Below are 12,896 nucleotides of genomic sequence, written 5' to 3'. Positions count from 1 at the left end.
GAGCAATAATGCGAGCAGTAAGCATTGATAAAACAAAAGTAAATACTGAAATTCATCAGAATCATTGGCTGGATAGACGATGTAAACAATTTGTTTTTCGTTGGTTGAACAATATTAAAGAAGGGTGTTTGACGTTAGTTGATGGCGATCAAACGCAAGTTTTTGGATCAAATCAGTCTGTCTTACAGGCAACCGTCGTGGTTACTGCGCCTATTGTTTATCGTGATATTGTTTTTAATGGTTTGGTGGGTGCAGGCGAAGCCTATATGCGTGGAGCATGGCACTCGAAAAATGTTGTGGCGGTGGTTAGGGTGCTTTCTGCAAATTTTAATACTATGCAGTCAAGTCGTAGTTTATGGTCGTCGATCAATCAGGGGGCGACAAGTTTTATACAGCGTTATTTTCGAGAAAACACACAAGAAAACTCACGGCTCAATATTGCCGCTCACTATGATTTGGGTAATGACTTTTTTAATTTGTTTCTTGATAAAAGCATGATGTATTCATCGGCGATTTTTCCAAAAGAAAATGCCTCGTTAGAAGAGGCAGCCGAATATAAGCTAGAACATATTTGTCAGCGCTTACAGCTAAAGCCGAGTGATCACCTATTGGAAATTGGCACAGGGTGGGGAGGTATGGCTATTTATGCAGCTAAGCATTATGGTTGTCGGGTCACTACAACGACTATTTCTAAAGAACAATACGAACATGCTAAAGCAGAAGTGCATGCTGCTGGCCTCGACAAAAAAGTCACATTGCTACTCGATGATTATCGAGATCTTGATGGACAGTTTGATAAAGCCGTTTCTATTGAAATGATCGAAGCGGTAGGGCATAAGTTTTATCAACGCTATTTCTCGGCGTGTAGTCGGCTGCTAAAACCTGATGGCCTGATGTTGATTCAAGCGATAACTGTGCCCGATCAGCGTTATGAAATCACTAAGAAAAGTACTGATTTTATTCAACGCTATATTTTTCCTGGCGGCGAATTGCCATCAATTAAAATCATGTCTGACCACGTTGAAAAAGATACTGATATGCAAATTGTTGGTATTGATGATATTACTCTTGATTATGCCAAAACATTGGCCGCATGGCGTGAGCGATTTATTGCTAAGTTGGAGCAAGTACGAGAACAAGGTTTTGATGACGTATTTATTCGTATGTGGGATTTTTACTTAGCGTACTGTGAAGGTGGGTTTAGAGAAAGAGCCATTAGTACGGTTCAGTTAGTGATGGCGAAACCGCGCTGCCATCATTTACCTGCGGTGGTTAGACATTAAAAGTAAGCGATTAGTCTCATAGTGAAAAATATGCATAATCCACTACAAAACTCTTGGAAGCTAATACTGAATATCGGCTTATTTCAAGCAGGATGGTTTGCTTGTCTATTATTACCTATCGGTTGGTCGCTCGGTATTGTTATTGCTGTACTAGTTACTCATTTTAGCGTTGTTGTGCCTCACGCTAAGCGAGGTAGTGAATGTTTGTTAATTGGCAGTGTTTTGATAGTTGGTGTGCTAATAGAGAGTTTTTATTTGTGGTCTCATGCACTAGTGCTTGTTGATGGGTCTTCCCTTCCGCCTATCTGGCTGCTTTTTATTTGGCTGCTATTCGCTACCACTTTTCGTTATAGCCTAGAATGGTTGCGCCCTAAGCTGATACTGGCTGCGATTTTTGCTGGTATTGCTGCACCGATGAGTTATTTGGCGGGTGCTAATCTAAATGCCAGTGTATCGCTGAATGAAAATATAGGGTTTAGCTTATTCCTGATTGGCGGCAGTTGGGCTATTGCATTTCCTTTAATGATGCGTCAGTTCGTTTCTTTGGCGAACATAAACGATGAAGAGTAAATCCGCAGCCGCGTAATTGTTAGCGCTCCATTATTTATTTGTCGATGCATTGAGGCTGTTATTACTTGAAACCAAGAGTCTCTATTGTTTAGAGGTTTCTTAAATTAATGAGTATTGGGAAACTATCACTATAAGTCGTGCGTAAAAGAAATGACTTCTGATTATCATTCTATTAGGCAACGCTTATGCGAGTTTATTTCTTATTAAGTTATTTCTCTTTTTTTCTATCTCCTATAGCTTTTGCGTCAGATACTCCTAATACGTCCGATACCACTGGCATAACGCTTTGCCCTCAACGTGATAATGTTGCCATTGTTGGTGTCGCTCAAACGACGGCTGGCGATAAACTACTGTATTGCGAATATCATTACCTAAAAAATACCACCGGTGAATTGATGCCTTCGGTGGTTTCTATGGGCGATGCAATGGCTTCTAAGGTGGAATACCGTAATCAATCCCAGCAACTTATCGCAACTAAGCTAGCCGACTTTTCTAGTAGTCAGCTAGCGCCGAATGTAGAGCAGGTTGATGAAAGACACGGTGAAAAATTGTCTATGCAGCCTCAAACCGTGGGCGAGGAGAGCAATGCTGACATTGCTGTTATCTATCAAGCTGCCAATACGCTTGAGCAAAAAAAAGCAATAGTAGATGCTGGCAATGGGCTTGTTATCGATGCAGGTTTTGATAATGCCATAAGAGCTTACTGGGATGATATTGTGGCAGGCAATAAAGTCATCGTAGAGTTTGTTGCTCCTGCGCAGCAAACAACGGTTAACTTATCCATTAAGTCGCGAAGTATACGTCGTTGTAATAAGTTAAGCCCTACTACTGTTTATGACGACAGCACGCATTTATGTATCACTGCGCAAGCGGCTAATGTTATTTTAAACTGGTTTGTTAAACCGATTACTTTAGTTTACGAACGCGATAAGCAACGATTAATCATGTTTTCAGGGTCGGTCAATATCACCGATGATCAAGGTAGCGCTCAATCAGCATTGATTCGCTATTACTATTATTAATTTTTAATTGTTCACTCGCGTTTTAGCGTATTAGCGAAAATACATAGTTTTTGTGTCGGTTGACAGCAGTAGATGTAGCAGTAGGGTATTGACCTTGGTGCATATTTTCGGCTCATGCATAAAGCCTTGTTCTAGGTGCAAAGGAGAGGTTTTGTTCAAATGGTGTATCGCTTGAAGCGTATGATAAATCAGTTTTTGCCAGTCATTACCTTCAATATAGGTATGGCGTAGCGCGGTATGCACCCATTGATCAATGACAGCGTCGTCGGGCAACGAAATCTTGGACGGCAGTTGTTGTGCTAAGTGTTTGATGATTCGGCTGATCTGTTTGCGCTTACGATACTGAGATGATGCACTTTTTTCTTCCGGTTTTTGAAGGTCGCCACTACTATTGTGTTGTGATGTGGGTAAGTTGTTTTCTTTTCTAGGGACAATAGACGGCATGCAACGCTCTCTAGAGGTAACGTAATTGTTGGTTTGTGGGGATGTTGTTCAGTGAACGAGCTTTGTTTTTTTTCTAGTTAATATATTATTATTTATTGGTTTTGAGATGTTTTTTGATGATTCTCTTGTGTCTTTTTTCGTTGTTTGAACCGCTTGAGCGTGCGCCGCATTCTCTGATGTATCATGGGTGTAGTGATTACTATCCAGAATATCAACCTGTTGTTTAACTCGACTGAGCACGTCATTCATGACTTCGGTCATCTGTGATAGTTGGTCAATCGCGATGAGCAAATCTTCTCGCTGACTAATCCATTGTTTTTGCGATACTTGTGTTTTTTGCCCCATGATTAGCTCCTAGATAGTTTGATGTTATCGTTATTTTTCAGGTGCCTCTTGGGAAATGTAAGAGGTTCCTTAACCGATCAATTGAGAACTACATCTTGTGTGTTACTTGAGTTATTTTTTCTACGGTATTCATTACGGTGCCTAGCGATAACAGCTTATTGCTAGGCACCGCATTCAAGGTTTAATCCCAGCTAAGAGCGCCGCCGGTTTGATATTCAATGACACGTGTTTCGAAGAAATTCTTTTCTTTACGCAAGTCCATGATTTCACTCATCCAAGGAAAAGGGTTTTGTGCGCCGGGGTATTGTTCAGTCAAGCCAAGTTGCGCTAGACGGCGGTTCGAGATGAATTGTAAATATTCTTCCATCATGGCTGCATTCATACCCAGTACACCGCGAGGCATAGTATCGCGCGCGTAAGCAATTTCTAGCTCGGTGCCTTCTAACACCATTTGGGTCACTTCGGCTTTAAATTCTTCTGTCCATAAATGTGGATTTTCTAATTTAATTTGGTTGATAATATCGATGCCAAAATTAAGGTGCATTGATTCATCGCGCAAAATATATTGGAACTGCTCGGCAACGCCCGTCATTTTATTGCGACGCCCCATTGACAGAATTTGTGTGAATCCACAGTAGAAGAAAATCCCCTCAGTGACAGCATAAAAGCCAATAAGGTTGCGTAATAGTTCCTGATCAGTTTCGGTGGTGCCGGTGGTAAATGTTGGGTCACTAATACCTTGTGTATGCGCGATGCTCCACGAAGCTTTGTTAGCAACAGAAGGCACTTCGCGATACATGTTGAAGATTTCACCTTCATCCATACCGAGTGATTCAATACAATATTGGTAAGCGTGGGTATGAATCGCTTCTTCGAATGCTTGGCGCAATAAGTATTGGCGGCACTCTGGATTGGTAATTAAACGGTAAACCGCAAGTACTAAATTGTTGGCGACGAGTGAATCAGCCGTGGAAAAATAGCCTAGAGAGCGCATAACAATGCGTCGTTCATCTTCGCTAAGGCCTTCTGGGTTTTTCCATAAGGCAATATCAGCCGTCATATTCACTTCTTGTGGCATCCAGTGATTAGCACAGCCGTCAAGATACTTCTGCCATGCCCAATCATATTTGAAGGGAACCAGTTGGTTGAGGTCTGCACGGCAATTGATCATTGCTTTTTCATCAACACCTACGCGCGCTGCCCCCATTTCTAGCTCTTCAATACCTGGGGTTGGATCGATATTGTTAATAGCTGCTTTTGCTTGAGCGATGGCATCTGCTTGTACTTCGGCATTGGCTTGAGTAGCGTTATTTTCTTGGGTATTACTTTCTGGATTATTACTAGTTTGAGCGTTGCTAATTTGAGTATTGCTAGCGGTTGATGCAACGTTTTCTGTGGTGCTTGGTTGAGCCGGTATTTGTGGAGCAGTAGCTGCTGTTTTAGCTTCTGCTTGTTCTAATTCTGCAGGCGCCGGAGCAACCGCAACATCGTCTTCGTGATATTCATCCCAATTTAACATGGTGTTACCTCATACTTTTTAGCGGCTATTGATTGATTAGCCTATTCTTTACTATTGCCTCAGTCAGCGCCGAACCAGTGGCACCAACTGAGTTTTTACGGGATTGTGTTACTGGCAGGCTTCGCAATCAGGGTCATCTAACGAGCACGCTTGAGGCACGGCAGCAGCAACTGGCGCTGCAGCGGCTTCAGAGGATACGGCGTTTAATGTGCCGCTGTTGACCGTAGATTTCTCAGTCGTTGTGGCAGACAACGCGCGTAGATAGTAGGTCGTTTTTAGACCGCTATACCATGCCATACGATAAGTAACATCGAGTTTTTTACCATTAGCACCGGCAATATAAAGGTTGAGACTTTGCGCTTGATCAATCCATTTTTGGCGGCGGCTAGCAGCGCTAACAATCCAGCGTGGCTCAACTTCAAAGGCAGTGGAGTACATTGCTTTTAGGTCATTAGGAATACGCTCAATTTTTTGTACTGAGCCTTCATAATATTTCAGATCGTTGACCATTACGCTGTCCCAAAGGCCACGTTTTTTAAGGTCGTGTACTAGGTGAGGGTTAACGACGGTGAATTCGCCAGATAGGTTCGATTTCACATATAAGTTTTGATAAGTCGGTTCGATCGATTGAGAAACACCGGTAATGTTGGCAATGGTTGCTGTGGGTGCAATCGCCATAACATTTGAGTTACGCATTCCTTGAGTTTGTACTTTGTGGCGCAGGCCAGCCCAATCCATCGTTTGGCTGCGATCCATTTCAATATATTTCTCACCGCGTTGTTTCACCAAGGTTTCAATCGAATCGATGGGTAGTTCACCTTTGCTCCATAGTGAGCCTTCAAAGGTTTTGTATTGCCCACGTTCAGCCGCAAGGTTGCTTGATGCGTTGATCGCAAAGTAGCTAATCGCTTCCATCGAGCGGTCTGCAAACTCAACGGCTTGGTCAGATGAATAAGCAATACCTTGCTTATATAGAGCGTCTTGGAAACCCATCAAGCCAAGGCCGATAGGGCGGTGGCGCATGTTTGAGGTTTTAGCTGCTTCTACCGCGTAATAGTTAATATCGATAACATTATCCAGCATACGTACAGCCGTGTTCACAGTACTTTCTAGCTTTTTAATGTTGAGCACGCCATCGTCAATATGTTGTGCCAAATTAACAGAGCCTAGGTTACATACGGCAATTTCATCGCCAGCACTGGTGTTTAGCGTAATCTCGGTACATAGGTTCGACGAGTGAACGACACCAACATGTTGTTGTGGGCTACGTAAATTACAGCTGTCTTTGAAAGTGATCCATGGGTGGCCTGTTTCAAATAACATGCCTAGCATTTTGCGCCATAAGTTTTCTGCAGGGATACGTTTAAAGTGTTTGATTTCGCCACTGTCGGCCATACGCTCATATTCTTCGTAGCGAGCTTCAAATGCTTTACCACAAAGGTCGTGTAAGTCGGGTGCTTCGCTAGGTGTAAATAATGTCCAATCTTGCTTGTCGAAGACGCGCTTCATAAACAGGTCAGGAACCCAGTTTGCGGTATTCATATCGTGAGTACGGCGGCGATCATCACCCGTATTTTTACGTAGTTCTAAAAACTCTTCGATATCCATGTGCCATGTTTCTAAGTAAGCACACATCGCGCCTTTACGCTTACCGCCTTGGTTAACAGCAACAGCCGTATCGTTGGCGACTTTCAAAAAGGGGACAACACCTTGGGATTTACCATTGGTGCCTTTGATATAAGAACCGAGAGCACGGACGGGTGTCCAGTCATTACCTAAGCCACCAGCCCATTTTGATAGCATGGCATTATCTTGCATGGCACCATAAATACCATGAAGATCATCGGGTACGGTTGTGAGGTAACAAGAAGACAATTGTGGTCGTAATGTTCCGGCGTTAAACAGGGTAGGTGTTGAGCTCATGTAGTCAAATGATGAGAGTAAGCGATAGAACTCAATCGCACGTTCATTTGGCTTATCTTCTTCAACGGCTAAGCCCATGGCTACACGCATAAAGAAAATTTGCGGGAGCTCGATACGTACTTCGTCGCTATGAATAAAGTAACGGTCGTATAAGGTCTGTAGACCTAAATAAGTAAACTGGTTATCACGTGTATGATCTAAGGCTTCACCGAGCATCTGTAAATCAAACATTTTTAGGTTTGGAGATAGTAACTCTAGTTCGATGCCTTTGCTGATATAAGCGGGTAGGGCTTGAGCGTAATAGTGCTCCATTTCGTGATGAGTTGCTTGTTGGGCCAAGCCTAAAAAGTTAAGGGCTTCTGCGCGCAATTTATCTTGTAAAAGGCGAGCCGTAGCATAAGTGTAGTTAGGCTCTTTTTCGACCAGTGTACGCGCAGTGATTACTAGGGATGTGTTGATGTCATCCAATGCAACACCGTCATACAAATTGCGCATGGCTTCGTCAAGAATGGTATCGACACTGACGTCGCTGAGGCCTTCGCAGGCTTCGGTAACAATAGTGTGAATACGCCCCATATCTAAAGGTGCTGTTTCACCATTAGATAGTGTGACTTTAAGGCTGGGGTATTTAGAGAGCTCTTCTGTGGAGGCTGTTGGTGCTGAGCCAGCACGTACCTTGGCACGCTCAGCACGATAGAGTACATAATCGCGGGCGACTTTATGTTCGCCGTTACGCATCAGCGTAAGTTCTACCTGATCTTGAATATCTTCGATATGTACCGTACCGCCCGATGGCATACGACGATGAAAGGTATCGGTAATTTGCTGTGTAAATAATTTAACCGTTTCATGAACACGACTTGATGCAGCAGCAGTTCCCCCTTCCACAGCTAAAAATGCCTTAGTGACGGCAATAGCAATTTTGTCTTCAGCATAAGGAACAACCGTTCCGTTACGCTTAATAACGCGTAGTTTGCCGGGTGCCGTTGCAGTAACGCTGGTTTGATAAGATCCGCTGCTAGGCTTATCTAGTGGGGTTGTGCTTGGTGTGCTTGAGTCAGACTCAGTGTACATTATGGTCTCCAATTAGAGGTCGTAGTCGGTTCACTTACGCGTTGTTGTCATTACTTTTAAAATGTGGCGGTTAATGGCCATGGTTCGTGTGAGAAAGTTCTTTATGTATAGAAGCATGCCCTAGGCGTTGGCTATCTGTTTCTTATGCTTGAACTCTTTCTCGACGCTGTATTCACTCTTTATTTGTTGCCTAAGAGTGTCTTTTTATTCGTCTACCTATCGATAGTAGATGATTTGTCGTTATTCTTTTACCCCTATATATAGGGGTTGTTTAATTTAGAGGCACAAGATAATGCGCTTTCAGCCAAAAATCAAGCCAATGACATTGCGCTTTTCTTGTGGATAAAGTGTGTGAAAGTAAAAGTGTTAGTGGGCATTAACCCAATAGCCGTTGGAAGAATTGGATGGTTAAAAAAGAGATGGCAATGACAGGTGCTTATACTATTTGCGACTATAAATATTTTTTTTTAGTGGTATAAATAATGAGTGTTGTATCACAAAAAAAACGATTAGCGCTTGTTAATTGTGAGGCTAGTATTGGTCAGTGATGTAGGCCAATAGGCCTGAAATGAACGCAGGGAGAATGGGGGCGCTAGATTGCGCCCAACAAAAACTCCATTAATGCTTTTTGTGCATGTAGTCGGTTTTCAGCTTCGTCCCATACGACTGAGTAGTCAGAGTCCATAATGGTGTCGCTGATCTCTAAACCACGGTAAGCGGGTAAGCAATGCATAAATACAGCGCCTTCGTTGGCACGAGCCATTAGGGTCTCGTTAACCTGAAAGTCAGCAAATGCTGCTTCGCGTATTTTCTTTTCTTCTTCTTGGCCCATCGACGCCCACGTATCGGTAACCACCCAGTCAGCACCTGTTACTGCATCTGCGGTATTGCCATAAAGTGTAACGCGATCTTGATTGGCGGCGAGTAAATCTGCATTGGGCTCGTAACCTGAAGGACAAGCAATGCGTAAATTGAAGTCACAAAGCCTAGCGGCATTAATATATGAGTGGCACATGTTGTTGCCATCGCCAATCCATACGACTGTTTTCCCCTTGGGGTTGCCTCGGTGCTCGGTGTAGGTTTGAATGTCAGCGAGTAGCTGACATGGATGGTAGTCGTCGCTAAGTGCATTAATGACGGGCACTTGTGAATATTGAGCAAATTTTTCGATGTCACTATGCTGATACGTACGAATCATCACAATATCGACCATGCTAGAGATGACGCGTGCAGAGTCCTCAATAGGTTCGCCTCGGCCTAGTTGCGTATCATTAGATGATAGAAAAAGGCCGCTCCCTCCTAGTTGTGAAATGCCTGCCTCAAATGAAACGCGAGTGCGCGTTGATGACTTTTCAAAAATCATACCCAGCACGTTGCCTTCCAGTGTTTTATGCAGAGCTTTTTGTTTACGCAGTTTTTTTAGCGCAATTGCACGCTCGATAATGAGGCTTAGCTCGTGCTGAGAAAGGTCGTTTAATGTTAGAAAGTGGCGTATGGACATAAAATAATTCTACTCTGTACGATGGTATCTTTTCTGTAATAGAAGTGAGCAAAGGATATTTTGCTTCAGTGTCTACATTAGTATGGTTATTTAATAATAGTTGCGAGTATTTCGATCGCTTGATCAATTTCTTTTTCAGAAATAATAAGCGGTGGTAACAGCCTGATAACATTGCCCGCTGTAACATTAATGAGCAGACCATGCTCGGCTGCTTGACCAACGAGTTCAGCGCATGAGTGATCTAATTGAATACCTATCATGAGCCCTTGGTGACGTATTTCGGTGATGCATGTTTTCGTTGCCAATGCCTTTTGTAAGCTGTCAAAAAAGTACTGGCCTCGTTGCTTTGCTTGTTGGCACAATTGATGGTCTTTCAGTGTGTTGAGTACTGCGTTAACTGCTGCGCAAGCGACAGGGTTGCCACCATAGGTTGAGCCGTGGTTTCCTGGCTGTAAGATTGACGCGGCATCTCCTCGCGTTAAGCAAGCGCCTACAGGCATGCCATTGCCTAGCCCTTTAGCGGTGGTTAGAACATCCGGCATTATATTGTGGTGTTGAAAGGCGTAATACTCCCCCGTACGTCCATTACCTGTTTGAATTTCATCAAGAATAAGTAGCCAGCCTTGTTCGTCACAGATTCTTCTGAGTTGCGGCAAGTAGTCTGCATCAGGAATACGAATACCCCCTTCACCTTGTATGGGCTCAACCATGATCGCAACAATATTATTATTGCCCTGTTGATTGATGATGGCGGGAATATCGTTATAGGGGACTTCCAAAAAACCTGCAACCAAAGGTGCGAAGCCGTGCTTCACTTTGTCGTTGCCTGTAGCACTCAGTGTTGCCATTGTACGGCCATGAAAACTATTGGTTGTCGTGATAATTGTTGGTGTAGCGATGTTCTTCTCATGTCCAAACTTACGGGCTATTTTGATTGCCGCTTCATTGGCTTCAGCACCTGAATTGGAGAAAAATACTTTCTCCATACCGCTCAACTCACACAATAGTTCAGCCGCTTGTTGTTGGGGCGGAAGGTTATACAGGTTTGATGTGTGTAATAGTTGTTGCGCTTGCTCAGTGATGGCTTGCGTTACATTAGGGTGGCAATGTCCTAGTCCGCATACCGCAATCCCCGAAAGCACATCAAGATATTGTTTGTTTTCTGTATCCCATACGTGACAAGCCTTACCTCTTGTTAGGGTGAGTGCGCGATTGCCATAAGTGTTCATCAATGCAGAGGTCATAAGTGTTTACTTTTGTATGGGTGATTATTTTGTTTGTGAATGAGGTGTATCAAGTTCGTTTGTGTCTATCGGATCACTGTATGACCCGTATTATGGTGAATACTGTTGTTTCCCCACAAATTAAAACGCATAAAACAAAAAACAGGCAGTGGAATGCTGCCTGTTTGTCTAACATTATCCTGTAAGTTATTTATTTTAGCAAGTTGTGAGGTTTTCGCTGCTTTTACAGTGATATAAAGGGGAATGTCTGCCTAATATCGATAAAAAAGTAGTAAATACTGTGAGTGAACGGACATTAATAATATGCAATGCCTAGTAAGGGCTAGTTAGAGTCGAGGGCTACGTGGTAATTACGTCGTTATTGCTTTGAATTCGACGGTGGATAGGGGGCTATTTAAGAAGTAAGTATTCGATACAAGACAAATTTAACCACATCGATGTGTGAATACGCTAGAATATGCGCCGTTATTTACTCTCTTGCTAAAATTGAAGCTTTTGTATCGAGCTGTAGGCTATTTTATCACGGTCAAATAGCCATAAAATTAGTGACTTATTTTTTATCTATTTATGAGGCGTTATCTCTTATGGAAATTATGGATACCATTAAGCAACAAATTGAATCAAATCCGGTGATTTTGTATATGAAAGGTTCGCCTAATGCACCGCAGTGTGGTTTTTCTATGCGTACGTCGCAAGCCATAATGGCGTGTGGTAAACGCTTTGCTTTTGTTGATGTACTGACCAATCCTGATGTGCGCTCTAACTTACCTACTTATGCCAATTGGCCAACCTTTCCTCAATTATGGGTGAATGGTGAGCTTATTGGTGGTTGTGACATTATTACTGAAATGCATGAAAAAGGTGAATTGCAAACTCTGTTGAATGAAGCGGTGCCTGCAGAAGAGAACGAATAAGTCTCCGTTTTGGTGAGTACGACTTTTATGAATAACAAGGTGTCGTTGAATGAGTCGCCATTGCGCAACTTGTGTGTTGCGGTTATTCAGCCTGATGTTATGTGGTTGGCACCTGAAAAAAATCTCATACACCTCGCTAACCTAATGAAGTTAGTGCCACAAAATACTCACCTCATTGTGCTGCCTGAAATGTTTACTTCAGGCTTTACGCAAAAGCCTGAATCGGTCGATAGCTGTGGTAATGATGGCAATGCGCTGCAATGGATGAAGCGATTAGCTAAACATCACGATGCGGCGATAACGGGGAGTGTGGCGTACCCGATAAAAAACGGCAATTTTGTCAATCGCTTATTGTTTGTGACGCCAGAGGGGCAGGTGTCTTACTATGATAAGAGACATTTATTTGCTGTAGCGGGCGAACATAAGCGTTACACCGCCGGGACTGAGCGTCGAATTATCGATTACAAAGGCTGGCGTTTATTGTTGAGCATCTGCTATGACCTACGCTTTCCGGTATTTTGCCGTAATCAACAAGATTATGATGCGATGATCTGTGTAGCCAATTGGCCAGCAAGCCGTCGGCATGCATGGCGAACATTGTTACAGGCAAGAGCCATTGAAAATCAAGCTTATGTGATCGGAAGTAATCGTGTGGGTAAGGATGGAAACGGCTTGGTATATAATGGCGATTCTATGCTTGTTGACTATCAGGGACATTTGCTTGCGGACGGTGGAGACGGTCATGAGTGTATTCTGTCTTCACAATGGTCTATGGATCATTTAGAACTGGCGAGACAAAATTTTCCTGTTGCTCAAGATGCTGATGCGTTTGATTTACAATTATAATTTTATAAGGTGAGTAAACGACGCCTTGTAGGCGATGCCAGCTAGGGCTTTCATAATAATAGAAGCAACGTATTGGTTTAAAAAATTAATTAGAAAAACATATACCCGATGGCCAGAAACTTCTCTGGGATGCCGTACAGTACTGATGTTGTACTGTCGGTAACACTAAGATGCTTAAGCCATCTCTCAAATTTACAACCTTATTAATGGG

12 protein-coding genes are annotated in these 12,896 nt (G+C 43.0%); 6 read left to right on the top strand and 6 right to left on the bottom strand.

Features of this window, described 5'->3' with window-relative positions:
- Positions 1-8: 8 nt before the first annotated feature.
- The 3 genes from ACZ5O6_RS07535 to ACZ5O6_RS07525 all read left to right on the top strand — a co-directional run bounded on the left by ACZ5O6_RS07535 (position 9) and on the right by ACZ5O6_RS07525 (position 2,875).
- The gene (locus ACZ5O6_RS07535) at positions 9-1,283 is read left to right on the top strand and encodes a class I SAM-dependent methyltransferase (RefSeq protein WP_447092332.1); all 1,275 of its coding nucleotides are present in this window, start codon (positions 9-11) and stop codon (positions 1,281-1,283) included.
- A 30-nt stretch (positions 1,284-1,313) separates the two neighbouring features.
- Complete coding sequence (locus ACZ5O6_RS07530; protein WP_447092333.1) at positions 1,314-1,853, top strand: DUF2878 domain-containing protein; 540 nt, start codon at positions 1,314-1,316, stop codon at positions 1,851-1,853.
- A 185-nt stretch (positions 1,854-2,038) separates the two neighbouring features.
- Positions 2,039-2,875, top strand: coding sequence for a hypothetical protein (locus ACZ5O6_RS07525; protein WP_447092334.1), 837 nt, complete (start codon positions 2,039-2,041; stop codon positions 2,873-2,875).
- Positions 2,876-2,905: 30 nt separating this feature from the next.
- Here the strand turns inward: ACZ5O6_RS07525 and ACZ5O6_RS07520 are convergent, their stop codons facing one another.
- From ACZ5O6_RS07520 to ACZ5O6_RS07495, 6 genes are all read right to left on the bottom strand, one after another.
- Entirely contained in the window at positions 2,906-3,319 is a 414-nt protein-coding gene (locus ACZ5O6_RS07520) for a hypothetical protein (protein WP_447092335.1), read from the bottom strand.
- A gap of 48 nt (positions 3,320-3,367) precedes the next feature.
- Positions 3,368-3,664 (bottom strand): hypothetical protein, encoded by a 297-nt coding sequence (locus ACZ5O6_RS07515; RefSeq protein ID WP_447092336.1) that lies wholly within the window; start codon positions 3,662-3,664, stop codon positions 3,368-3,370.
- A gap of 181 nt (positions 3,665-3,845) precedes the next feature.
- Positions 3,846-5,183, bottom strand: a complete 1,338-nt coding sequence (locus ACZ5O6_RS07510) for a ribonucleotide-diphosphate reductase subunit beta (protein ID WP_447092337.1) — start codon at positions 5,181-5,183, stop codon at positions 3,846-3,848.
- Positions 5,184-5,291: 108 nt separating this feature from the next.
- The gene (locus ACZ5O6_RS07505; RefSeq protein ID WP_447092338.1) at positions 5,292-8,180 is read right to left on the bottom strand and encodes a ribonucleoside-diphosphate reductase subunit alpha; all 2,889 of its coding nucleotides are present in this window, start codon (positions 8,178-8,180) and stop codon (positions 5,292-5,294) included.
- 592 nt (positions 8,181-8,772) lie between these two features.
- Entirely contained in the window at positions 8,773-9,681 is a 909-nt protein-coding gene (gene argF, locus ACZ5O6_RS07500; RefSeq protein ID WP_447092339.1) for an ornithine carbamoyltransferase, read from the bottom strand.
- 86 nt (positions 9,682-9,767) lie between these two features.
- The gene (locus ACZ5O6_RS07495; RefSeq protein ID WP_447092340.1) at positions 9,768-10,925 is read right to left on the bottom strand and encodes an acetylornithine transaminase; all 1,158 of its coding nucleotides are present in this window, start codon (positions 10,923-10,925) and stop codon (positions 9,768-9,770) included.
- A gap of 2 nt (positions 10,926-10,927) precedes the next feature.
- Between ACZ5O6_RS07495 and ACZ5O6_RS07490 the strand changes: the two genes are divergently transcribed.
- From ACZ5O6_RS07490 to ACZ5O6_RS07480, 3 genes are all read left to right on the top strand, one after another.
- Positions 10,928-11,110 (top strand): hypothetical protein, encoded by a 183-nt coding sequence (locus ACZ5O6_RS07490; protein ID WP_447092341.1) that lies wholly within the window; start codon positions 10,928-10,930, stop codon positions 11,108-11,110.
- 399 nt (positions 11,111-11,509) lie between these two features.
- Complete coding sequence (grxD, locus tag ACZ5O6_RS07485) at positions 11,510-11,839, top strand: Grx4 family monothiol glutaredoxin (protein WP_447092342.1); 330 nt, start codon at positions 11,510-11,512, stop codon at positions 11,837-11,839.
- Positions 11,840-11,866: 27 nt separating this feature from the next.
- Positions 11,867-12,685 (top strand): amidohydrolase, encoded by an 819-nt coding sequence (locus ACZ5O6_RS07480; RefSeq protein WP_447092343.1) that lies wholly within the window; start codon positions 11,867-11,869, stop codon positions 12,683-12,685.
- Positions 12,686-12,896: the final 211 nt, after the last annotated feature.

The sequence above is a fragment of the Eionea flava genome (genome assembly GCF_055393785.1).
Note: the sequence above shows the minus strand (reverse complement) of the source record. Positions and strands in the feature narration are given on the sequence as shown.